19 protein-coding genes are annotated in these 22,465 nt (G+C 71.2%); 13 read left to right on the top strand and 6 right to left on the bottom strand.

The window, feature by feature from the left end; genetic code table 11:
• Positions 1–89 precede the first annotated feature (89 nt).
• Entirely contained in the window at positions 90–920 is an 831-nt protein-coding gene (locus tag O1Q96_RS35785) for an SGNH/GDSL hydrolase family protein (protein ID WP_269252097.1), read from the top strand.
• 24 nt (positions 921–944) lie between these two features.
• Complete coding sequence (locus O1Q96_RS35780; RefSeq protein ID WP_269252096.1) at positions 945–1,541, top strand: PadR family transcriptional regulator; 597 nt, start codon at positions 945–947, stop codon at positions 1,539–1,541.
• Positions 1,542–1,593: 52 nt separating this feature from the next.
• On the opposite strand, the gene O1Q96_RS35775 is transcribed toward O1Q96_RS35780, so the two are convergent.
• Positions 1,594–2,739, bottom strand: a complete 1,146-nt coding sequence (locus tag O1Q96_RS35775) for a serine hydrolase domain-containing protein (RefSeq protein WP_269252095.1) — start codon at positions 2,737–2,739, stop codon at positions 1,594–1,596.
• 254 nt (positions 2,740–2,993) lie between these two features.
• On the opposite strand from O1Q96_RS35775, the gene O1Q96_RS35770 reads away from it, so the two are divergent.
• Positions 2,994–4,271, top strand: a complete 1,278-nt coding sequence (locus O1Q96_RS35770) for an alginate lyase family protein (protein WP_269252094.1) — start codon at positions 2,994–2,996, stop codon at positions 4,269–4,271.
• Between the two features lie 45 nt (positions 4,272–4,316).
• Complete coding sequence (locus O1Q96_RS35765; protein WP_269252093.1) at positions 4,317–5,996, top strand: RNA polymerase sigma factor; 1,680 nt, start codon at positions 4,317–4,319, stop codon at positions 5,994–5,996.
• Between the two features lie 3 nt (positions 5,997–5,999).
• Here the strand turns inward: O1Q96_RS35765 and O1Q96_RS35760 are convergent, their stop codons facing one another.
• Both O1Q96_RS35760 and O1Q96_RS35755 read right to left on the bottom strand, forming a co-directional pair.
• The gene (locus tag O1Q96_RS35760; RefSeq protein WP_269252092.1) at positions 6,000–6,683 is read right to left on the bottom strand and encodes a glycerophosphodiester phosphodiesterase; all 684 of its coding nucleotides are present in this window, start codon (positions 6,681–6,683) and stop codon (positions 6,000–6,002) included.
• 18 nt (positions 6,684–6,701) lie between these two features.
• Complete coding sequence (locus O1Q96_RS35755) at positions 6,702–7,871, bottom strand: adenosine deaminase (RefSeq protein WP_419587082.1); 1,170 nt, start codon at positions 7,869–7,871, stop codon at positions 6,702–6,704.
• 53 nt (positions 7,872–7,924) lie between these two features.
• Here O1Q96_RS35755 and O1Q96_RS35750 point away from each other — a divergent pair, with 53 nt between their 5' ends.
• The gene (locus O1Q96_RS35750; protein ID WP_269252091.1) at positions 7,925–8,824 is read left to right on the top strand and encodes a DUF4190 domain-containing protein; all 900 of its coding nucleotides are present in this window, start codon (positions 7,925–7,927) and stop codon (positions 8,822–8,824) included.
• A gap of 139 nt (positions 8,825–8,963) precedes the next feature.
• Here O1Q96_RS35750 and O1Q96_RS35745 read toward each other — a convergent pair whose 3' ends face one another.
• Complete coding sequence (locus O1Q96_RS35745) at positions 8,964–9,548, bottom strand: riboflavin biosynthesis intermediates N-glycosidase (protein ID WP_269252090.1); 585 nt, start codon at positions 9,546–9,548, stop codon at positions 8,964–8,966.
• Between the two features lie 207 nt (positions 9,549–9,755).
• Here O1Q96_RS35745 and O1Q96_RS35740 point away from each other — a divergent pair, with 207 nt between their 5' ends.
• The 8 genes from O1Q96_RS35740 to O1Q96_RS35705 all read left to right on the top strand — a co-directional run bounded on the left by O1Q96_RS35740 (position 9,756) and on the right by O1Q96_RS35705 (position 19,553).
• On the top strand, positions 9,756–11,276 hold the full coding sequence (locus O1Q96_RS35740) for a gamma-aminobutyraldehyde dehydrogenase (protein WP_269252089.1): 1,521 nt from the start codon (positions 9,756–9,758) through the stop codon (positions 11,274–11,276).
• Between the two features lie 49 nt (positions 11,277–11,325).
• On the top strand, positions 11,326–12,570 hold the full coding sequence (locus tag O1Q96_RS35735) for a polyamine ABC transporter substrate-binding protein (RefSeq protein ID WP_269252088.1): 1,245 nt from the start codon (positions 11,326–11,328) through the stop codon (positions 12,568–12,570).
• Positions 12,567–13,739 carry an ABC transporter ATP-binding protein gene (locus O1Q96_RS35730; protein ID WP_419587003.1) on the top strand — a complete coding sequence of 391 codons (1,173 nt, stop codon included), beginning with the start codon at positions 12,567–12,569 and terminating at the stop codon, positions 13,737–13,739. The genes O1Q96_RS35735 and O1Q96_RS35730 overlap by 4 nt, the downstream gene beginning before the upstream one ends.
• Complete coding sequence (locus O1Q96_RS35725; protein WP_269252087.1) at positions 13,739–14,668, top strand: ABC transporter permease; 930 nt, start codon at positions 13,739–13,741, stop codon at positions 14,666–14,668. The genes O1Q96_RS35730 and O1Q96_RS35725 overlap by 1 nt, the downstream gene beginning before the upstream one ends.
• Positions 14,669–15,469, top strand: a complete 801-nt coding sequence (locus tag O1Q96_RS35720; RefSeq protein WP_269252086.1) for an ABC transporter permease — start codon at positions 14,669–14,671, stop codon at positions 15,467–15,469.
• A gap of 46 nt (positions 15,470–15,515) precedes the next feature.
• The gene (locus O1Q96_RS35715) at positions 15,516–16,943 is read left to right on the top strand and encodes an NAD(P)/FAD-dependent oxidoreductase (RefSeq protein WP_269252085.1); all 1,428 of its coding nucleotides are present in this window, start codon (positions 15,516–15,518) and stop codon (positions 16,941–16,943) included.
• Positions 16,944–17,148: 205 nt separating this feature from the next.
• Complete coding sequence (locus O1Q96_RS35710; protein ID WP_217457996.1) at positions 17,149–17,601, top strand: bifunctional DNA primase/polymerase; 453 nt, start codon at positions 17,149–17,151, stop codon at positions 17,599–17,601.
• A gap of 128 nt (positions 17,602–17,729) precedes the next feature.
• Entirely contained in the window at positions 17,730–19,553 is a 1,824-nt protein-coding gene (locus tag O1Q96_RS35705; protein ID WP_419587002.1) for a chitinase, read from the top strand.
• A gap of 88 nt (positions 19,554–19,641) precedes the next feature.
• Here O1Q96_RS35705 and O1Q96_RS35700 read toward each other — a convergent pair whose 3' ends face one another.
• Both O1Q96_RS35700 and gabT read right to left on the bottom strand, forming a co-directional pair.
• Positions 19,642–20,349: a phosphatase PAP2 family protein gene (locus O1Q96_RS35700; RefSeq protein ID WP_269252083.1), complete on the bottom strand. Its 708-nt coding sequence runs from the start codon at positions 20,347–20,349 to the stop codon at positions 19,642–19,644.
• A 489-nt stretch (positions 20,350–20,838) separates the two neighbouring features.
• On the bottom strand, positions 20,839–22,173 hold the full coding sequence (gabT, locus tag O1Q96_RS35690; RefSeq protein WP_269252082.1) for a 4-aminobutyrate--2-oxoglutarate transaminase: 1,335 nt from the start codon (positions 22,171–22,173) through the stop codon (positions 20,839–20,841).
• Positions 22,174–22,465: the final 292 nt, after the last annotated feature.

Raw genomic sequence — 22,465 nt, 5'->3', positions numbered from 1 at the left:
CACATCACGTCACCGGCCCGTCCCGTCCCTTGTCTTATTCAACAATGTGAATAGGGTACTAGTGGGCTATGGGGAGTGGAGGTCATGCCGTGCCGGACAGCGGATACCTGCGGTACGTCGCCCTCGGTGACAGTCAGACCGAGGGGCTGGGGGACGGCGACGACGTGCGAGGGCTGCGCGGATGGGCCGACCGGCTCGCCGAGCAGGTCGCGAGCGCGACCCCCGGACTGCTGTACGCCAACCTCGCCGTACGGGGGCGCCTCGCGGGGGAGGTGCGTGCCGGACAGCTCGAGCCCGCTCTCGCGCTGCGGCCGGACCTCGCGACGGTCGTCGCCGGGGTCAACGACCTGCTGCGGCCCGCCTTCGACGCGGACGAGGTGGCCGCCCACCTGGAGGCGATGTTCGCCGCGCTCACCGCGCAGAACGCCCGCGTCGCGACCGTCACCTTTCCCGACATCGCCAGGATCGCCCCGCTGGCCCGCCCGTTCGGCCCGCGGGTCCACGCGCTCAACGACCGCATCCGCCGGGCGGCCGTCCGCCACGGCGTGGCGGTGGCCGAGACGTCTCCGTATCCTGTCGTCGTCGATCCCCGGCTGTGGAGCCCCGACCGGCTGCACGCGAGCCCGCTCGGTCATGCGCGCATCGCCGCCGCGGTCGCGCACGCGCTCGAACTGCCGGGAAGCGACGACGCCTGGACGCGCCCGCTGCCCGCGGTCGCGCCGCCGCTCTCCGGACTGCGGGCCGCCGGCGCCGAACTGCGCTGGGCCGGTTCCTTCCTGGGCCCGTGGGTCGTCCGCCGGGTCCGGGGCCGCTCGTCCGGCGACGGGCGCGAGGCCAAGCGGCCCGCCCTGCTGCCGGTGACGGTCCCCGTCGTGCCAGGTCGGAGCGGGTCCGGCAGCGATAGTCGCGCCCTTGACTAATCAACACGGTGCTAGCTTGTGCTCATGGCGTTGCGCAACGCGGTGATGGCCGCTCTCCTGGAGGGCGAGGCGTCCGGGTACGACCTCGCGAAGGGCTTCGAGGCCTCGGTCGCCAACTTCTGGATGGCCACGCCCCAGCAGCTCTACCGCGAGCTGGAGCGCATGGAGGGCGACGGACTGGTCCGCGCCCGCGTCGTCCAGCAGGAGCGCAGGCCCAACAAGCGGCTCTTCTCGCTCACCGAGGAGGGACGCAGGGTCCTGCGCGCGTACGTCGCCGAAGGCCCGGCCAAACCGCCGGCCATCAGGGACGAGCTGATGGTCAAGGTCCAGTGCGTCGACATCGGGGACGCCGCCGACATCGAGGCCGTACGGACGGCGGTCGCCGAGCGCGTCGAGCGGGCCACCGCCAAGCTCGCCCGCTACCGGCGCATGAGGGAACGCATGCTGGCCGGGCGCACCGAGGACGAGTACCTCGCCACCGCCGAGCGCGTCGGCCCCTACCTCACCCTCCAGGGCGGCATGGCTCTGGAGCGGGCGAACCTCCAGTGGGGCGACACGGTCCTCAAGCGCCTGGAACAGCGCATCGCGGCACTCGGCGGACCGGCCCGCGCCCACGGCTGACCCGGCCGCGCGCCGTCCGCGCCGGGCGGGCCTCACCCTCCGGGCGCCATCCTCACCCTCCGAACGCCGCCCGGACGATCCGCTCGGCCACCGGATTCATGCCCTCCCCCTTGGCGTCGGTCGCGTTGACCGAGTACACGAGCGTGCGGGACAGGTCGCGCGTGGCCGCGACGAGCGTGCTGTACCCCGGGCGGGCTCCGGACTTCAGCCAGAGGACGGTGCCGTTGCCCATGTCGTACCGCTGGAGGCCGGCGCTCATGGTCGCGCCGGGCACGTCGGGAAGCGTGAACATCTCCCTGTCCAGGAGCGGCCGGGGTACCAGCCGGCCCCGGAACAGCGCGAAGAGGAGCCGCTCCAGGTCCGCCGTCGTGGAGATCATGTCGCCGGCGGCCCACCGGTCCGACATGTTCCACTCGGTGGCGTCGACCAGCCTGCCGTCCGTCAGCTTCTGGTACCCGCGGTTGTGCGGTCCGTGGAGGCGCGGGTCGGGGCCGCCGGGGAAGGACGTGTGCCGCATCCCGGCCGGCCGCAGGACCCGCACGGCTGCCTGGTGCTCGTACGAGTCGCCGGTGACCTTCTCGACGAGCAGGCCGAGCACGGTGTAGTCGATGTTGCCGTACTGCTGCCGGTCGCCGGGGCGGAAGGCCGGCCCCTGGGCGACCGAGGCGGCCACGACCTCCTCGGGAGTCAGCGTCTCGTACCGCCGCTCGTAGCCCTCGCCGGCCACGTCCCCGAGCGACGAGCCCGGCTTCAGCCCGCTGGTGAAAGTGAGCAACTGCCGTACGGTGATGGGCTCGAAGTCCTTCGACAGGAGGCCGGGGAGGTACGTCTGGACGTGTCCGTCCAGATCCACCCTGCCCTCGGCGGCGAGCTGCAGCACGACGGCGGCCGTGACCACCTTGGTGGTGGAACCGGCCCGGAAGCGCCCGTTCTCCAGCGCCTTTCGGCCGCTCGGGAGATCGCGCACCCCCGCGCCGCCCCGCCAGGTGCCGTCCGTGCCGGCGACGCGTACGAGTGCGGCCGTGGTGTGTTCGTCCGGGATCCCCTCGAGCGCGGCGCGCAGAGCGGTGTCCAAAACCGCGCTCTCCCGTACGACGGCCGCGGGGGAGGGGGCGGCGAGGGCGGTCCCGGCCAGGGGGACCGCGGTCAGGCCCAGGACCACGAGGGCGGCACAGGCGGTACGGACACGGGCATGCATCAGTCGACTCCCGGAGTGATCGGTGACCTTCATCGTCCGCGCGTACGCCTTCTCGCGGATCCTCTTCGAGGAGGGCGGTGACCCTGGGCCGGACTCCGGGCAACTGCCGTTACGGCTAGGGAAGTTGTCAGGGGTTTTCCTTAGGGGGACGCGCCCCCGCACGAAAAAACTGTTATCCCGAAAGCCCTTCCCCCGTCTCCTGTGCACGCGCTCCACAGGGCGCACATGCCCCCTCACCCGCACAGGAGTTGTCCGTGGCAGAGCACAACAAGCACCGCGTCGGCCGGCGCGGCGTCCTCCGGATCGCGGGTGGTGTCGCCGCCGCCGGAGCCGTCGGCGGCCTCGCGGTCTCCCTGGGCGGGCGTGACTCGGCCGACGCCGCACAGAGCGGCGCCGTCGCGGGCCCCGGCCCCCGTCCGGCCGCCGCGAAGCGCGAGTTCGCGCACCCCGGGATGCTGCACAACCCGGGAGATCTCCACCGCGCGGAGGTACGGGTCGCCGCGGGCCGGGACCCCTGGCTGGCGGGCTGGCGGCGGCTGACCGCCAACCGGCACTCCGCGAGCACCTGGAAGCCGAATCCGCGGGCCACCATCGTCCGCGGCGGCGCCGGCCAGAACTACGGCGTCCTCTACAACGACGTGCACGCCGCCTACCAGAACGCCCTGCGCTGGAAGATCGCCGGCACGCGGGACAACGCCGGGGCCGCCGTCGCGATCCTGAACGCCTGGTCGGCCGAGCTCACCGCGGTCACCGGCAACTCCGACCGGTTCCTGGCGTCGGGCATCTACGGCTACCAGTTCGCCAACGCCGCCGAACTCGTCCGCGACCACCCGGGCTTCGACCTGGCCCGCTTCCAGAAGATGATGCGCACGGTCTTCCACCCGCTCAACGAGGACTTCCTGAAGCGCCACAACGGCGCCGTCATCACCAACTACTGGGCGAACTGGGACCTCTGCAACGTCGCCTCGATCATGGCGATCGGCATCCTGTGCGACGACACCGCCCTGTTCGACCGTGCCGTGACGTACTTCAGGACGGGCCCGGGCAACGGCTCGATCAAGAACGCCACCCCCTTCGTCTACGAGGACGAGGGCCTGGCCCAGTGGCAGGAGTCGGGGCGCGACCAGGGCCACACCGTGATGGGCATGGGACTGATCGGCGCGATCTGCGAGATGGCGTGGAACCAGGGCGTCGACCTCTACGGATACGACGGCAACCGGCTGATGAAGGGCGCCGAGTACGTCGCCCGGTACAACCTCGGCGGCGACGTCCCCTTCACCAGGTACTCCTGGCGCAACGGCACCAGGGGCGCCCACCAGCAGCAGACCGTGATCTCCGACATAGGGCGCGGGCAGATCAGGCCGGTCTGGGAGCTTTTGCACAACCACTACGCGCGGCGCCGCCGGCTCTCGGTCCCCCATATCTCGGCCATGGCTGAGAAAGTACGTGCCGAAGGCGGCGGTGGGGACTACGGGCCCAACAGCGGCGGCTTCGACCAGCTGGGCTTCGGGACGCTCCTCTACAGCAAGTGACCTTCGGCGGCCCCGGCGGGCGACCTCGGCAGGGAAGGGACGTACGTGGACGGCCGGCAGTGGCGTACGACGATCGCGGCAGCGCAGGCCGGTGACCGGCGCGCGCTCGACGAACTCGTCGAGGGCTGGCTTCCGCTGGTCTACAACATCGTCGGCCGCGCGCTGAACGGCCACGCCGACGTCGACGACGTGGTGCAGGAGACCATGCTGCGCGCCGTCGGCAACCTCGGCACACTGCGCGATCCGGACAGCTTCCGCTCCTGGCTGGTAGCCATCGCCATGCGGCAGATACGCGACCGCGCCAGGCGGCGCACCTCCGAGACGCTCGCCGACGACGCGGCCCAGGAAGTCACCGACTTCGCCGAACTCACCGTCCTGCGCCTTCAGTTGGAGGGACAACGACGTGAGGTCGCGGAAGCGGTGCGCTGGCTCGACGAGGAGGACCGGCAGCTGCTGTCGCTGTGGTGGCTGGAGGTCGCGGGCGAACTGAGCCGACGCGAACTGGCGGCGGCCGCCGGCATCAGCCGCCAGCACGCCGCCGTACGCGTCCAGCGGATGAAGGCCCGGCTGGAGGCGGCGCGCGGCATCGTGCGGGCCCTCGACTCCTCCTGCCCCGGGCTGCGTGAGCTGACCGCCCGCTGGGACGAGCGGCCCGACTCGGTGTGGCGCAAGCGGCTGGCCCGGCACATCCGGGGCTGCCGCCACTGCGCCGAGCCCGGCGAGGCGGTCGTCCCGGCGGAGAGGCTGCTCGTCGGCATCGCACTCGTCCCCGTCCCCGTCGGTCTCACGCTCTCGCTCGCCCTCGGCGGCAAGACGGCGGCCGCCGCCACGACCGCCGCCACCGGCATCGGCTGGTCCGCCAAGGCCGTCGCCGCGCTGACCAAGCCGGCCGTCGCCATGACGGCCGGGGCGACCCTCGTCGCGGGCGGCGCCTACGTCGTCACGCAGCCGGAACCACCGCCGCGGGCCGCCGCGCCCCCCACGGCGCCGAGCACGGCGTCGAGCACCGCACGGCCGAAGGTGCCCGGCCGCACCGCGACACCGGCCCCGTCGCCGCCGGCCGCCCGAACGCGGACGGACCTCTACGGCACGGTCGTCGACGCCGTCGACGAGGCCCCGGACCCGAACGCGCGGCCCGGGAACCTGCCGCGCCGACCCGAGTCCGGACTCACCAGCACCGGCGGCCCCAAGGCCGTGATGCAGCACCGCGGGGACAGTGTGACGCTCAGCGGCCGGGGCTATGTCCTGGTGCGCTGGCAGATCTCGCCGAAGTCGCGGCCGGGCGCCCTGGTCATGCCCGCCTGGACCGGCCTCAGGGGAAAACTGTTCCACGTGGCGTCGGGCGGCGGCCGCCGGATGGACGACACCTTCGCCCCGGACGCCGACGGCTACACCTCCGGCATGGGCGGCCCGGCCGTCGGACACGCCGTCCTGCCGGCCGGCGCCCAGCAGATGTGGCAGAACGAGTACTTCTACGTCGACGGCACCGTCACCCTCACCCAGAACGAGCGGGGCTGCGACTACGGGCTGATCGTCTTCCCGTCGAACCGGGACGCCGTGACCAGGGACGTCATGACCGGCCCCGGCCAAGGCGCCATCCGCTACGGCCTCGTCCGCGACACCGGACAGGACACGGCACCGACCCCTCAGTACGTCACCCGCGAGACGCCGGCCGACCCGGCGACGGTTCGGCAGAGGTCCCGGGTGACCGGCGAACGCGGCTGAACCTCAGTCCCTGCGCAGGGCGCACAGGGTGTCGATGCGGTTCGTCGTGATCGAGTCGACTCCCGCGTCGAGGAGGCGCCGCATGGACCGCCGGGTGTCGGGCGTCCACACCGACATCAGGTAGCCGTCCCGGTGGACGCGGGCGACGAGGTCCCGGTCGACCAGCCCGAACCGGTAGTTGAGCCAGCGCGGGCGCACCGCGTCGAGCAGCGCGGGCCGCGGGGGCGCGAGGCTCGTCCAGGTGAGGGCGATCTCCGCGGCGGGGTCGGCCGCACGGACCGCGAGCATGGTGCGGGCGCCCGCGCAGTAGTACACGCGCTCCTCGGCGCCGAGGTCATGGATGACGCCGACGATCCGGCGGACGGCACGCGCGTCCACCGGACCCGGCACGTCGACCATCAACCGGTCGTCGTCCGTCTCCTTGAGGGCCTCCTCCAGGGTGGGTACCCCGTCCGAGGTGAGGCCCCGCACCTCGTCGCAGGAGAGCGACAGCAGCGGCCGGTCGTGCTCCCACAGCCGCTTCAGCGAGACGTCGTGCAGGAGCACGGGCACGCCGTCGCGGGTGAGCCGGACATCGATCTCCACCGCGTCCGCGCCCTGGCGGAGCGCGGAACGCAGTGAGTCGACGGTGTTCTCACGGACGCGATAGGGGTCGCCGCGATGGGCCACGGCAGTCACGGTACGCATCGGCCCATTGTGGCTGGTTCAGGGTGCGAGCCAGCCAGCGGTGTACGTGTCGATCTCCGCGGTGAGGGCCGCCTTGCCGGGGCCGTCCAGGAAGGAGGCCTCGACGGCGTTCCTGGCGAGCGCCGCGAGACCCCGCTCGTCGAGGTCGAGGAGGCGGGCGGCCACCGCGTACTCGTTGTTGAGGTCCGTGCCGAACATCGGCGGGTCGTCGGAGTTGACGGTGACGACGACGCCGGCCCGCACGAACTCCTTGATGGGGTGCTCGTCGAGGGTGCGGACCGCGCGGGTGGCGATGTTGGAGGTGGGGCAGACCTCCAGAGGAATCCGGTGCTCGGCGAGGTGCGCGAGCAGCCTGGGGTCCCGGGCGGAGCTCGTACCGTGACCGATGCGCTCGGCACGCAGGTCCGTCAGCGCGTCCCAGACGGTCTCCGGCCCTGTCGTCTCGCCCGCGTGCGGCACGGAGTGCAGGCCGGCCGCGATCGCACGGTCGAAGTACGGCTTGAACTGCGGCCGGGGCACGCCGGCCTCGGGCCCGCCGAGCCCGAACGCGACCAGGCCCTCGGGGCGGATCTTGTCGGTGGTGGCGAGCCGGACGGTCTCCTCGGCGGATTCCAGTCCCGCTTCACCGGGGATGTCGAAGCACCACCGCAGGACGGTCCCGAAGTCGGCCTCGGCGGCCGTGCGGGCGTCCTCGATCGCGTCCATGAAGGCGCCCTCGTCGATGCCGCGCCGGGTCGACGAGAACGGCGTGATCGTCAGCTCGGCGTAGCGGATCTGCTGCCGGGCCATGTCGCGGGCGACCTCGTACGTCAGGAGGCGTACGTCCTCGGGGGTGCGGATGAGGTCGACGACGGACAGGTACACGTCGATGAAGTGGGCGAAGTCCGTGAACGTGAAGTAGTCGGCCAGCGCCTCGGGGTCCGTCGGCACCTTGGAGTCGGGGTGGCGGGCGGCCAGCTCGGAGACGATCCGGGGGGAGGCTGAGCCGACGTGGTGCACGTGGAGTTCGGCCTTGGGCAGTCCGGCTATGAAGGCGTGCAGGTCACGCGGGGTGCCGGAGGCGATCGGGTCGAGGTGGTCGGTCAAGGGTTCCTCCCCAGGAACGGCGCCGGGCCGGTGTGCGGCGGCGCGGGTGATCGGCTGATCGGTGGTTCGGGGATCATCGTAGGCCGCCGTCCGCGCGGGCAGGGCTCGGGCCGTAGCATGACGCCACGTACGACAGAACAGAGGGGACTCCGCGCATGTCCGACGACGCGCAGACGCCGGGTGCGCCGGGCGAGGAGCCGCGGGACCGCCCCGAGGATGCCGGTCCGGGGGCGGGGGTTCCGCTGGACAAGGCCCCTGCCGAGCCGAATCTTTGGGCTCCTCCGGCGGACGCGGGCCCGCTCCCGCCCTCGGTCCACGACCGGCAGACGGTCACGTCCTTCCCTGCCGCGGGGACGCCGTCGCCTCCCGGTGCCGGGTACCCCGCGGGTCCGCCGGCCTGGACCAACCCTTCCGCGCCCGCGCCGGGCGCCACCCCCGCCGACCCCTTCGCGCCCCCGGCCGCCCCGGCGCAGGGGAACCCCTTCGCACCTCCGGGCGCTCCGTACCCGGATCTTCCGGGCAACCCGTTCGCGCCCCCGGCCGGCCCCTACCCGCAGCCGCACCAGCACGCCCACCCCGCTCCGGGGTCGCCGGTGCCGCCGCCACCCATCGCGCCGGGAGGGCCGGGCGAGGTGCCCTACGGATACGGCTACCCGGGGTACCCCGGGTACGGCAGCCAGGGCGCCGCCTACGGAATGGGCCCCGGCGGTCCTGGTTACGGCTGGCCCGGGATGCCCATGATGCCCAGCAACGGGCTGGGCACCGCGGGGCTCGTGCTCGGCATCATCGCCGCGGTCGGCTTCTGTCTGTGGCCGGTGGCCCTCGCCTGCGGAGTCCTCGCGGTGATCTTCGGCGCGATCGGCCGGGGCAAGGCGCGCCGCGGGGAGGCCACCAATCCGGGCCAGGCGCTGGCCGGCATCATCTGCGGCGCCGTCGGCATGGCCCTGGCCGTCGCGTTCGTGGTGGTCTTCCTCGTCATGCCCGACGAGTCGGACGGCGGAGGCTCGGAGACGACCGACGACGGGTACAGCGCGGCACTGACCGTCAACGGCTGACCCGGACGCAGGCCTGGGCTCCGCCCCGCCCTCCCTTGTGCCTTCAGCGTGACCTGCCTTCAGCGTGGCCCGCCCCCTGCGGGGCTCGACCAGTGGCCGGGCGGGGCGTCGTGGGTCGCGCGCGCTTCCCCGCGCCTGCTCAGGCCCGGGCGGGCCGGCCGTCAGGCGGGGAGGACCGCAGCCGGTCCCGCGCCTCCATCAGCGCGAACCCCAGCAGGTTCGGCCCCTGCCACCGCTCGGGGTCGAAGGCCCGCTCGTCGTCCGCGGCCAGTCCGATCCCCCACACGCGATCCACGGGGCTCGCCTCGACCAGTACCCGATCGCCCGTACCCATCAGGAACGATCCGAGCCGAATGTCCGAGGCGAACTTGCGCACGCTGCCCTCGACCACGATCGCGAAGCGCTCCCGCTCCCAGACGGCATCGTCGAACCCCCGCACCAGTCTCCCGGCCTTCTTCGCGAGCGCGGGGCTCGACGCGTCCAGCGCATGCCGCTCCGCCTCCGCGTCACCGAACAGCCGTGCCTTGTGCGCCATCATCCAGTGCTCGGCCGTCCGGTACTCCACCCCGTCCGCCGTGAAGGGAGAGGGCCACCACTGGCTCAGACAGCTCGCCCCGACCCGCCCGTCCGCGCGCGGCCGATGGCCCCAGAAGTGCAGGTACGTGACTCTCGCCCCCGAGCGGACCGCGCTGACCAGCGTGTCCCGACAATCGATCTTCCCCATGCACGCGAGTGTGGCACGCACCACTGACACTCCGTCCTGCCTTTTCGCGGACGACTCGACACCTGGTCGACAGATTCCGTTGCGTAACCAAAAGGCAACAACGGAATCACTTGTTGGAGCACCGTTGCTCTGTCAGGATCGGCACTCAAATCGAGCTGGAGCTACGCCGACCCCCGGGTTGCGGGGAGTGCGGCGGAGGAGAGCGACATGCACAATCCGGGCCATCGCTTCCAGGCGCAGGACCACTTCGCGGACGGCGCGCAGTACATCGCCGGCCGGCTGACCAAGGGCACGTCCGGCCGCGGCCACACCGTCGTCGACCCCGCCACCGGCGACGAGGTCTACACGTACGAACTGGCCAGCACCGTGGACGTGGACGCGGCCGTGGAGGCGGCGCGGGAGGCGTTTCCCGGCTGGGCCGGGGCCACCCCCGGTGAGCGCTCCGACGCCATGCACCGATTCGCCGCGGTGCTCGCCGACCGTGCCGAGGAGTTCGCGCAGGCGGAGTCCCTCCAGTGCGGCAAGCCGATCAAGCTGACCCGGGAGTTCGACGTCCCGGGCACGATCGACAACGCGGCCTTCTTCGCCGGCGCGGCCCGCCACCTCCAGGGCCAGTCCGCCGGCGAGTACTCCGGCGACCACACCTCGTACGTACGCCGTGAACCCATCGGCGTCGTCGGCTCCATCGCCCCCTGGAACTACCCCCTCCAGATGGCCGCCTGGAAGGTCCTCCCGGCGATCGCCGCGGGCAACACCATCGTCCTGAAGCCCGCCGAGCTCACCCCGCTGACCTCGCTGCTGTTCGCCGAGGCGGCCACCCAGGCGGGCATCCCGGACGGCGTCGTCAACATCGTCACCGGCGCGGGCAAGGACGCGGGCGAGCACCTCGTCGGACACCCCGACGTCGCCATGACCTCCTTCACGGGCTCCACGGCCGTCGGCAAGCGGGTCGCCGAGATCGCCACCGCCACCGTCACACGCCTCCACCTGGAGCTCGGCGGCAAGGCTCCCTTCGTGGTCTTCGACGACGCGGACCTGGAGGCCGCCGTGCACGGCGCGGTCGCGGGCTCGCTCATCAACACCGGCCAGGACTGCACGGCCGCCACGCGCGCGTACGTGCAAAGGCCCCTCTACGAAGAGTTCGTCTCCAGGACGGCCGACCTCATGGCGACCGTCCGGCTCGGCGATCCCTTCGCGCCGGACACCGACCTCGGCCCGCTGATCTCGGTCGCCCAGCGCGACCGCGTCGCCGGGTTCGTCGACCGGGCACGCTCCTACGCGCGCGTGGTCACCGGTGGCGAGATCCCGCGCCACCTCGGGCACGGCGCCTACTACCGCCCCACCCTCGTGGCCGACGCCGCGCAGGACAGCGAGATCGTGCAGGCCGAGATCTTCGGACCGGTTCTGGTGGTGCTGCCCTTCGACAGCGACGACGAGGGCATCCGGCTGGCCAACGACACCCCGTACGGCCTCGCCGCGTCCGCGTGGAGCCGTGACGTGTACCGCGCGAACCGTGCCACACGCGAGATCAAGGCGGGCTGCGTGTGGGTCAACGACCACATCCCGATCATCAGTGAGATGCCGCACGGCGGCTCCAAGGCGTCCGGCTTCGGCAAGGACATGTCCTCGTACTCGTTCGAGGAGTACACGCAGATCAAGCACGTCATGTTCGACAACACCGCGGTGGCCAGGAAGGACTGGCACCGCACGATCTTCGGGGACCGCTAGTCACCACCGGCCGAGACCGGCCGAACCCTCCCGAAAGGGCACCACGAGCATGGAGCAGTACGAGCCCGACCGCCTGTCCCCGGCCCGGCCGGCCGCCGTGCGGCGCAGCCTCGGCAACGGCAGGGCCTCCCTCACCCGCCGTTCGCTGTTGCGCGCCTCGACGGGCGGCGCGCTCGCCCTGGGCGGGCTCGGGACGCTGAGCGCCTGCGGCATCCCCGCGGCGAAGAACACCGCGGGCGTCTCGTCCGAGGACCACTCGGCCAAGGAGAAGCGGATCAGCTTCTCCAACTGGACCGAGTACATGGACGTCGACGACAGCGAGAAACGGCACCCCACGCTCGACGCGTTCACCGAACGCACCGGCATCAGCGTCAAGTACACCGAGGACATCAACGACAACGTCGAGTTCTTCGGGAAGATCAAACCGCAGCTCGCGGCGGGCCAGGACACCGGGCGCGACCTCATCTGCGTCACCGACTGGCTGGCCGCCCGCCTCATCCGCTTCGGCTGGGTGCAGAAGCTGGACGCCTCCAACCTGCCGCACGCGTACGCCAACCTCTCCCAGCAGTTCCGCACCCCCGACTGGGATCCGGGACGCGCGTACTCGTATCCCTGGACCGGTATCTCCACCGTCATCGCCTACAACAAGAAGGCGCTGGACGGCGTGGAGGTGAAGTCGCTGTCGGACATGCTCGACAACCCCAGGCTCAAGGGGCGCATCGGCTTCCTGTCGGAGATGCGCGACAGCATGGGCATGACCCTGCTCGACATGGGCAAGGACCCGGCGAAGTTCACGGACGACGACTTCGACGCGGCGATCGCCCGGCTCCAGAAGGCCGTCGACAAGGGCCAGATACGCCGCTTCACCGGCAACGACTACACGTCCGACCTCACCAAGGGCGACCTCGCGGCCTGTGTCGCCTGGGCCGGTGACGTCGTGCAGCTCAAGGCGGACAGCCCGGACGTCGACTTCGTCATCCCGGACAGCGGCTACCTGACGTCCACGGACAACCTGCTCGTCCCCGTCAAGGCACGGCACAAGACCAACGCCGAGCGGCTCATCGACTACTACTACGAGCCCCGTCCGGCCGCGCAGCTCGCCGCGTACATCAACTACGTCTGTCCCGTCGACGGCGTGAAGGCCGAGCTGGCGAAGATCGACAAGTCGGCGGCGAACAACCCGCTGATCATTCCCGACGCCGCCATGGCGGCCAAGTCCCACTCCTTCCGCTCCCTGAGCACGAAGGAAGAGACGTCGTACGAAGAGAAGTTCGCAAAGCTGACGGGGGCGTGATCACCGTGACCACGAAGAACGACACAGACACCGGTGGCGACGTCCGTCTCTCCGGGATCAGCAAGACCTACGGCTCCTTCACCGCCGTCCAGCCCCTCGACCTGACCGTCCCGCAGGGCTCCTTCTTCGCCCTGCTCGGCGCCTCCGGCTGCGGCAAGACCACCACCCTGCGCATGATCGCCGGCCTGGAGGAACCTTCCTCCGGCTCGGTCTCGCTCGGCGACCAGGACGTCACGAACCTGCCGCCGTACAAGCGGCCCGTGAACACCGTCTTCCAGTCGTACGCCCTCTTCCCGCACCTGGACATCTTCGAGAACGTCGCCTTCGGTCTGCGCCGGCGCGGCATCAAGTCGGTGAAGAAGCAGGTCGGGGACATGCTCGACCTGGTCCAGCTCGGTGAGCAGGCCCGCAAGAAGCCCCACCAGCTCTCCGGCGGCCAGCAGCAGCGCGTGGCCGTCGCCCGCGCGCTGATCAACACCCCCAAGGTGCTCCTCCTCGACGAGCCCCTCGGCGCCCTCGACCTCAAGCTGCGCCGCCAGATGCAGCTGGAGCTCAAGCGCATCCAGACCGAGGTCGGCATCACCTTCGTCCACGTCACGCACGACCAGGAGGAGGCCATGACGATGGCCGACACGGTCGCCGTGATGAACGCGGGCCGCGTCGAACAGCTCGGCTCGCCCGCCGACCTCTACGAGAACCCGCACACCACGTTCGTCGCCAACTTCCTCGGCACCTCCAACCTCATCGAGGCCGAGGTCGACAGCAGGAGCGGCGACGAGATCGTCCTCAAGGCGGGCGGCGGCAAGCTCGTCCTGCCCGCGGCCCGGTGTTCCGCGCCCACGACGACCGGCGGCAAGGTCCTGGTGGGCGTACGTCCCGAGAAGATCTCGCTCACGCACGCCGACGCCGCGGGCGAGATCCCGGCGGGCCGCAACCGCATCACCGGCACGATCGCCGACTCCAGCTTCATCGGAGTCTCCACGCAGTACGTCATCGACAGCCCGGTCTGCCCGGAGTTCGAGGTCTACGCCCAGAACATCGACCGCGACGCACGGCTCGTGCCCGGCGCCGAGGTGGTCCTGCACTGGAACCCCGCGCACACCTTCGGTCTGGACGCCGCTCAGGACATCGACGCCGGTATCGAAACGGTCGAGGAAGAGGCGGCCTGATGACGACCGTCACCGACGCGCCACCCCTGGCGCCGGCCCCCGCACCGAAGGAGCGCCCGCCTCGCAGGAGAGGCCGCCTCACCCCGTACTGGCTGCTGCTCCCCGGCCTCCTGTGGCTGGTCGTCTTCTTCGCCCTGCCCATGGTCTACCAGGCCTCCACGTCCGTGCAGACGGGCTCCCTGGAGGAGGGCTACAAGGTCACCTGGCACTTCGCGACCTACTGGGACGCGGTGGCCGACTACTGGCCGCAGTTCCTGCGCTCCATCGCGTACGCCGGCACCGCCACGATCCTGTGCCTGCTGCTCGGTTACCCGCTCGCGTATCTGATCGCGTTCCGTGCGGGCCGCTGGCGCAACCTCATCCTGATTCTGGTGATCGCGCCGTTCTTCACCAGCTTCCTGATCCGTACGCTGGCCTGGAAGACGATCCTCGCGGACGGCGGCCCGGTCGTCGGCGCCCTCAACTCGCTGCACGTCCTGGACGTCACGAGCTGGCTCGGCGTCACGGCGGGGGACCGGGTGCTGGCGACCCCGCTCGCGGTGGTCTGCGGTCTCACGTACAACTTCCTGCCGTTCATGATCCTGCCGCTCTACACCTCCCTGGAGCGCATCGACGGGCGGCTGCACGAGGCGGCGGGCGACCTGTACGCGAAGCCCTTCACGACCTTCCGCAAGGTGACGTTCCCGCTGTCGATGCCCGGTGTCGTCTCCGGGACGCTGCTCACCTTCATTCCGGCGAGCGGCGACTACGTGAACGCCGACCTGCTCGGCTCCACGGACACCCGCATGGTCGGAAACGTCATCCAGACGCAGTTCCTGCGCATTCTCGACTATCCGACGGCCGCCGCCCTCTCCTTCATTCTCATGGCGGGAATCCTCGCCATCGTCACGCTCTACATCCGTAAGTCCGGGACGGAGGATCTGGTCTAGATGGCCCTCTTGCGCTGGTTGAAAAGCCGTCTCGTCGTCATCGCCGGTCTGCTGACGCTCGGTTATCTGCTGCTGCCGAACATCGTCGTCACGGTGTTCTCCTTCAACAATCCGAAGGGGCGCTTCAACTACGAATGGCAGCAGTTCTCCACGGACGCCTGGACCGATCCCTGCGGGGTCGCCGACCTGTGCGGCTCGCTCTCGCTGAGCCTGCAGATCGCCGGCTGGGCGACGCTGGGCGCCACCGTCCTCGGCACGATGATCGCCTTCGCGCTGGTCCGCTACCGCTTCCGCGCGCGCGGCGCCGTGAACTCGCTGATCTTCCTTCCGATGGCGATGCCCGAGGTCGTCATGGCGGCCTCGCTGCTCACGCTCTTCCTCAACCTGGGCGCGCAGCTGGGCTTCTGGACGATCCTGATCGCGCACATCATGTTCTGTCTGAGCTTCGTGGTCACCGCCGTCAAGGCGCGCGTGATGTCGATGGACCCGCGCCTGGAACAGGCGGCGCAGGACCTGTACGCGGGTCCCGTGCAGACCTTCGTCCGCGTCACCCTGCCCATCGCGGCTCCCGGAATCGCCGCGGGAGCGCTGCTCGCGTTCGCGCTCTCCTTCGACGACTTCATCATCACCAATTTCAACGCCGGTTCGACGGTCACGTTCCCCATGTTCGTCTGGGGCTCGGCGCAGCGCGGCACACCCGTTCAGATCAACGTCATCGGTACGGCCATGTTCATCGTCGCCGTACTGTTCGTGCTGGCCGGAATGGTCATCGGCAACCGCAGGAACCGCCAAAAGGCATAGCGGCACAAGGAAACCAGGAAAGCAGCAGTCGTAGGGAGTTGAAATCATGGCCCCAAGCGCCATGAGCCGTGACAAGAACTGGGCGAAGTCGCTTTCGGACGCCCAGCCGGTCTCGTACTGGCTGGACGACCCCGGCAGGCCGCGTCCCGAGCCCGCCCTCACCACCGCCGAGACCTGCGACCTGCTCGTCGTGGGCGGCGGCTACAGCGGACTGTGGACCGCGCTTCTCGCCAAGGAGCGCGACCCCGGCCGCGAGGTGGTCCTGGTCGAGGGCCGCGAGGCGGGCTGGGCCGCCTCGGGCCGCAACGGCGGCTTCTGCGCGGCCTCCGTCACCCACGGTCTCGCCAACGGCCTGACCCGCTGGCCCGACGAGATCCACCGGCTGGAGGAGCTGGGCGCCCGCAACCTCGACGCCATCGAGGCGGCCGTCGCCCGCTACTCCCTCGACTGCGACTTCGAGCGCACCGGCGAGATCGACGTCGCCACCGAGCCGTACCAGGCGGCCGAACTGCGCGAGTGGCACGAGGAGTTGAAGGGCCGGGGCCTGGCCGACGGCGTCGAGTACCTGGACGCCGAAGCCGTACGGGAACAGGTCGACTCACCGACCTTCCTCGCCGGCCTGCACGACCGCCGGGGCGTCGCTTTGCTCAACCCCGCCAAGCTCGTCTGGGGCCTCAAGCGTGCCTGCGTCGAGCTGGGTGTCCGCGTGTACGAGAACACGCCCGCGCTCGGCCTGAAGCCGTACGGCGCCGGTATGGCCGTGCGCACGCCGTACGGCAGTGTGCGCGCCCGCCGGGTCGCCCTCGGCACGAACATCTTCCCGAACCTGGTCAGGCGCGTGCGCCCGTACACCGTCCCGGTCTACGACTACGCGCTGATGACCGAGCCGCTGACCGCCGGCCAGCTCGCCTCGATCGGCTGGAAGAACCGGCAGGGCCTCGGGGACTCGGCGAACCAGTTCCACTACTTCCGGCTGTCCGCCGACAACCGGATCCTGTGGGGCGGCTACGACGCGGTCTACCCGTACGGCGGCCGGGTGCGCGCCGAGTACGACGACCGGCCCGAGACCTACGCGAAGCTCGCCGGGCACTTCTTCACCTGTTTCCCGCAGCTGGAGGGCGTGCGCTTCAGCCACGCCTGGGGCGGTGCGATCGACACCTGCTCCCGCTTCTCGGCCTTCTTCGGCACGGCGCACCGGGGGCGGGTCGCGTACGCGGCGGGCTACACGGGCCTCGGTGTCGGGGCGACCCGGTTCGGCGCGGACGTGATGCTCGACCTGCTGTCGGGGGAGCGCACGGAGCGTACGTCGCTGGAGATGGTCCGCAGGAAGCCGGTGCCCTTCCCGCCGGAGCCGTTCGCGTGGACGGGCATTGCCCTCACCAAGTGGTCGCTCGCCCGGGCGGACGCACACGGTGGCCGGCGCAACCTGTGGCTGCGGACGATGGACCGGATGGGCCTCGGCTTCGACAGCTGAGCGCCGGGCTGACCGGGACGGCCGGGGCGACCGCGTGCGGCCCGAGGGCGTGCGCGTCCGTATGTGATCCACGGGCGTACGCCCAGCTCGCTCCCGTGATCCGGTTCACCACCAACACGCAGCCGGAACCCGCGTAATGCCCGGCCCGAACCTCCCTCTCCCCTGTGACGCGACCAGCGTCGACACGAGAGAGGGAGGTTCCGCCATGACTGGGCCCAAGACGGCGGTCGAGTGGCTGGCATCCGTGGCACCGGACCCCGAGGCCTGCCGCTGGGAATGGGAGCGCAATCCGATGGGGGTCGCGCTGCTGCCGGCGGGCAAGGCGTGGGACGTGCTCATCCTGCCCGGCCGGCTCGGCTATCCGACGCTCGACGTGCTGACCCGTGTGCTCGACCAGCCCGGGCCGGTGCTCGTCGACTTCGGTGACGCGCGGATGGGTTTCCTCGTCCCGCCGGGGACGGCCGCGCGCTGGCTCGGCACGGGGGTGCGCACTGCGGGGCGCGGTACGTGGATCGTGGTGCCCTACCCCGGGCGGTCGACCGGCGGGGTCCGCTGGCTGGTCCCCCCGGACGGCTCCGGCACGCTCACCGACCCGGCGCTGCTGGAACTGGCGATGCACGAGGCGGCGGCGGGCCTCGCCGGGAACGGGGAGCGATAGCCGTGCCGGTCCCGGTAACGGGCGGCCGTACGCGGCCCGGTGGGTGTCACAGGTCTTGACAACCGGATTGGTCTGGACCAAGTTGGGCGCACTCCTCCCTCCTCTTCCCCCATGCTCTGGAGGCAGTTGTGGACCGCACCGGACGTGCCGGACCGTTCCCGCGTCACAGACTTCTCGCCGTGTGCACGGCCACCGTCCTGGCCGTACCCGGCCTCGCCGCACTCTCGTCGGCCGCCCGTGCGGCCGACGCGGACCTGGTCCGCAACGGCGGATTCGAGGCAGGACTCGACGGCTGGACCTGCACGGCGGGCACCGTCGTCGGCTCACCCGTCCGCAGCGGTGCTTCGGCGCTGAGGGCGACCCCGGCCGGCGGCGACAACGCGCGATGCGCGCAGACCGTGACCGTCCGGCCCGACTCCCAGTACGCCCTCGCCGCCCACGTCCGCGGCGCCTACGTGTACGTCGGCGCGAGCGGCACCGGCACCACCGACGTCTCCGCCTGGACGCAGTCCGCACCCGACTGGCAGCGGCTCGCCACGACCTTCCGCACCGGCCCCTCCACCACCAGGGTCACGCTCTACACGCACGGCTGGTACGGCACCGGTGCGTACCACGCCGACGACCTCTCCCTGGTCGGGCCCGGCGTCGACGCGGGGCAGCCACCCGCCGCACCCACCGGTCTCACGGTCGGCACGGTCACCTCCACCGGCGTCGGGCTGTCCTGGCCGGCGGTGCCGGGCGCGACGGGCTACGCCGTCTACCGCGACGGAGCGAAGGTCCGGACACCGGGCGGCACCTCGGCCACCGTCGACGGGCTGACACCGTCGACCGCCTACTCCTTCCAGGTCGCCGCCGTGAACGCCGCCGGAGAGTCCTCGAAGTCCCCGGCCGTCACCGCGACCACCGAGGCCGGGCCGGGCGGCGGCGACCCCGTGGACCTTCCCGCCCACGCCCTGGTCGGCTACCTCCACGCGAGCTTCGCCAACGGCTCCGGCTACACGAGGATGGCCGACGTCCCGGACAGCTGGGACGTGATCGACCTGGCCTTCGGCGAACCCACCACCACGACCTCCGGCGACATCCGCTTCGACCGCTGCCCGGCCGCCGAGTGCCCGGGGGTCGAGACCGACGCCGAGTTCAAGGCGGCGATCAGGGCCAAGCAGGCCGCGGGCAAGAAGGTCCTCATCTCCATCGGCGGCCAGAACGGCCAGGTGCAGCTGACGACGGCGGCGGCCCGCGACACGTTCGTCTCCTCCGTGTCGAAGATCATCGACGAGTACGGACTCGACGGCCTGGACATCGACTTCGAGGGGCACTCCCTCTCCCTGAACGCCGACGACACCGACTTCAAGAACCCGACGACCCCGGTGATCGTGAACCTCGTCTCGGCCCTGAAAACCCTGAAGGCCAGGTACGGCGACGACTTCGTCCTCACGATGGCCCCGGAGACGTTCTTCGTCCAGCTCGGACACCAGTACTACGGAACCGGCAAGTGGGGCGGCCAGGATCCGCGGGCCGGCGCCTACCTCCCGGTCATCCACGCCCTGCGCGACGACCTGACGCTCCTGCACGTCCAGGACTACAACTCCGGCCCGGTCATGGGGCTCGACAACCGGTACCACTCCATGGGCGGGGCCGACTTCCACATCGCCATGACGGACATGCTCCTGACCGGCTTCCCGGTCGCGGGCGACGCGGCCAACGTCTTCCCGCCCCTGCGCCCGGACCAGACAGCCATCGGCATGCCGGCCTCGACGAACGCGGGCAACGGCCACGTGCCGTCGTCGGAGGTCGACAAGACCCTGGACTGCCTGACGAAGGGAACGAACTGCGGCTCGTACACCCCGCACGGCACCTGGCCCGCCCTGCGCGGCCTGATGACGTGGTCGATCAACTGGGACCGGTACGGGGACTGGCAGTTCTCGAGGAACTTCGACCGCTACTTCGGCTGAGGCCGCACGCCGCGGCGGCGCGATCAGCCCGGCGCCGCCGCGAACACCCTCGCGAGCACCGGACCGCGCTCGGCGCCGCCCAGGCCGGCTACCGCTTCAACGACCCCTGACCGTATCGCGCGACGGCCGACGCCATGAGGTGAAGCAGGATCAGGGACAGGCACCAGCTCCCCGCCACGTCCAGCGGCCAGTGATAGCCGCGGCGGATCAGGCCGTAGCTCACGGCCGCCACCAGGACCAGGCAGGCGATGGCCAGTTCGCGGCGCAGATAGCGGTTGTGGAGCCAGGGGAGCAGCAGGAGGACGGCGGCCCCGTAGGCGACGGCAGCCGTGGCGGTGTGGCCCGAGGGGTAGTAGCCGTCGCCCGCCATGCCGGGCGGGCCGGTGCGTCCCACGGCCTCCTTCAGCGGGACGACCAGGACCGGTACGGCGGCCATGGCGGTCAGGGCCGCGAGCGGCGGAAGCCACCAGCGGGGGAGGGCCGCGCGCAGGGCACGCCACGCGACGTACGTGGCGACCGCGAGCAGGACCGGGACGGCGACCGTGACGTTGCCGAGGTCCGCGAGGAACTCGGCGGCACCCTCCGGGAGGCGGCTGCCCGCGATCGCCGTGGCGAGGCGCTCGTCCGCGCGGCGCAGCGGGGTGTCGACGGCGGCCTGCCAGGTGAGGAAGGCGAAGAGGATGCCGAGCGGGCCGAGGATCCACACCGGCCGCACCGCGACGGGGGCTCTCCCGGCGGGCTCGGGAGGCTCGGGCTGCGGCTGGGGCGGGTCCTGCTGGTCCGGCACGGTCGGCATGGCACCCAGCGTGGCAGGAACGACCGGCCGTGCGTACGCGAGGGGTCCGAAGGTGTTCCCGGATACGCCGAAGGGCTTGCACCAGGGGGGGTAGGTGCAAGCCCTTCGGTGGTACCGGCGCTCCACGCTGTCCGCTGCGACCCGCTTGCGCGGATGGTCACGGAGTGGCGCCGAGGCGTCAGATCGGATCGGGTTGTCGCGCGCCCCGGGGGGTTTGGGGCGAGCGACTGTCCGATCGGTGAGGAGACCCGGAGCCAAAGGCCCCGGTTGTGTGCGCGAAGGCACGACCAGGGCGAAGCTGGGGAGGCCCCGTCCCGGTGTCGCCCACAGTCCCCTGTGGGCGGGGTGCATCTCTCATCTGCGTAGAACCTACGACAGGGAAAGAGCGTCCGACAGGCCCAATCGGATCCCGCCATGCACCTCGCACACCTTCTTCACACGCCCCGCTCCTCGCGACCCCGAGACCGGAACCGATGAGACAGACGCCGCTCAGATGCGGGCAAAAGCCTGCTCGATGATGTCGAGACCCTCGGTCAGCAGGTCCTCGCCGATGACCAGCGGCGGCAGGAAACGCAGCACGTTCCCGTACGTGCCACAGGTCAGGACCAGCAGGCCCTCCTGGTGGCACGCCTTGGCGAGCGCGGCGGTCGCCGCCGCGTCCGGCTCCTTCGTCGTACGGTCCTTGACCAGCTCGATCGCGATCATCGCGCCCCGGCCGCGGACGTCGCCGATGATGTCGAACTTCTCCGCCATCGCGCCGAGGCGCGCCTTCATCGTCGTCTCGATCGCCTTCGCCCTGGCGTTGAGGTCGAGCTCCTTCATCGTCTCGATCGAGCCGAGCGCACCCGCGCAGGCCACCGGGTTGCCGCCGTAGGTGCCGCCCAGGCCGCCCGCGTGCGCGGCGTCCATGATCTCGGCGCGGCCGGTGACGGCGGCGAGCGGCAGACCGCCCGCGATGCCCTTGGCGGTGGTGATCAGGTCCGGGACGATGCCCTCGTCCTCGCATGCGAACCACTGGCCCGTGCGGCAGAACCCGGACTGGATCTCGTCGGCGACGAAGACGATGCCGTTGTCGGACGCGAACTCGCTGAGGGCGGGCAGGAAGCCCTTGGCGGGCTCGATGAAGCCGCCCTCGCCGAGCAGCGGCTCGATGATGATCGCGGCCACGTTCTCCGCGCCGACCTGCTTGCTGATCTGGTCGATGGCCTGCGCGGCGGCCTCCGGGCCCGCGTTCTGCGGACCGGTCGGCCAGCGGTAGCCGTACGCCACCGGAACGCGGTACACCTCGGGCGCGAACGGGCCGAAGCCGTGCTTGTACGGCATGTTCTTCGCGGTCAGGGCCATCGTGAGGTTCGTCCGGCCGTGGTAGCCGTGGTCGAAGACGACGACGGCCTGCCGCTTGGTGTACGCCCGCGCGATCTTGACGGCGTTCTCGACGGCCTCGGCGCCGGAGTTGAACAGGGCGCTCTTCTTGGCGTGGTCCCCGGGCGTCAGCTCGGCGAGCGCCTCGGCGACGGCCACGTACCCCTCGTACGGTGTGACCATGAAACAGGTGTGGGTGAAGTCCTGCAGCTGGGCGGCGGCCCGGCGCACGACGGCCTCGGCGGAGGCGCCGACGCTCGTCACCGCGATGCCGGAACCGAAGTCGATGAGCCGGTTCCCGTCGACGTCCTCGATGATCCCGCCGCCCGCGCGCGCGGTGAAGACGGGCAGCACGGACCCCACACCGGCGGCGACCGCGGCACTGCGGCGGGCCTGCAGCTCCTGCGACTTCGGGCCGGGAATGGCGGTGACGAGGCGGCGCTCCTGCGGAACTGCGCTCATGAGGGGCTCCCTGGGGTCTGGCGAACGGCTGGCGTACGGCTGGCGGGCGGCTTGCGGAACGGCTTGTCTTCGCACGCTCGGCTTCCTTCCTCGCAGGCTAGGGCCGGGAGCGGGGAGCGGGCATGCTCCATCTGGGCGTTGTCACGGGATTCGCTTGTCCGACTTGGACAGGGCGCGGCCGGGGCACGCCGAGGGGCCGGGCGCCGGTATCGCCGCGCACCCGGCCCGGTAAGCGGTGAACTCCCCTTGTGAGGGCGTTAGATTGACTCGCAGACGACGTACGGAGCGGCTG

Origin of the sequence: Streptomyces aurantiacus, from assembly GCF_027107535.1 — a bacterium.
GTDB lineage: Bacteria > Actinomycetota > Actinomycetes > Streptomycetales > Streptomycetaceae > Streptomyces.
The sequence above is the reverse complement of the archived record's forward strand: the minus strand, read 5'-3'. Positions and strand labels throughout refer to the sequence as shown.

What these genes read in the sequence shown, in the direction of transcription:
- O1Q96_RS35735 (WP_269252088.1), top strand. Translation starts at nt 11,326, where the DNA reads ATGGAGCAGTACGAGCCCGACCGCCTGTCCCCGGCCCGGCCGGCCGCC.
- O1Q96_RS35760 (WP_269252092.1), bottom strand. Translation starts at nt 6,683, where the DNA reads ATGCGTACCGTGACTGCCGTGGCCCATCGCGGCGACCCCTATCGCGTC.
- O1Q96_RS35700 (WP_269252083.1), bottom strand. Translation starts at nt 20,349, where the DNA reads ATGCCGACCGTGCCGGACCAGCAGGACCCGCCCCAGCCGCAGCCCGAG.
- O1Q96_RS35740 (WP_269252089.1), top strand. Translation starts at nt 9,756, where the DNA reads ATGCACAATCCGGGCCATCGCTTCCAGGCGCAGGACCACTTCGCGGAC.
- O1Q96_RS35775 (WP_269252095.1), bottom strand. Translation starts at nt 2,739, where the DNA reads ATGCATGCCCGTGTCCGTACCGCCTGTGCCGCCCTCGTGGTCCTGGGC.
- O1Q96_RS35745 (WP_269252090.1), bottom strand. Translation starts at nt 9,548, where the DNA reads ATGGGGAAGATCGATTGTCGGGACACGCTGGTCAGCGCGGTCCGCTCG.
- O1Q96_RS35720 (WP_269252086.1), top strand. Translation starts at nt 14,669, where the DNA reads ATGGCCCTCTTGCGCTGGTTGAAAAGCCGTCTCGTCGTCATCGCCGGT.
- O1Q96_RS35750 (WP_269252091.1), top strand. Translation starts at nt 7,925, where the DNA reads ATGTCCGACGACGCGCAGACGCCGGGTGCGCCGGGCGAGGAGCCGCGG.
- O1Q96_RS35725 (WP_269252087.1), top strand. Translation starts at nt 13,739, where the DNA reads ATGACGACCGTCACCGACGCGCCACCCCTGGCGCCGGCCCCCGCACCG.
- O1Q96_RS35715 (WP_269252085.1), top strand. Translation starts at nt 15,516, where the DNA reads ATGGCCCCAAGCGCCATGAGCCGTGACAAGAACTGGGCGAAGTCGCTT.
- O1Q96_RS35710 (WP_217457996.1), top strand. Translation starts at nt 17,149, where the DNA reads ATGACTGGGCCCAAGACGGCGGTCGAGTGGCTGGCATCCGTGGCACCG.
- gabT (WP_269252082.1), bottom strand. Translation starts at nt 22,173, where the DNA reads ATGAGCGCAGTTCCGCAGGAGCGCCGCCTCGTCACCGCCATTCCCGGC.
- O1Q96_RS35780 (WP_269252096.1), top strand. Translation starts at nt 945, where the DNA reads ATGGCGTTGCGCAACGCGGTGATGGCCGCTCTCCTGGAGGGCGAGGCG.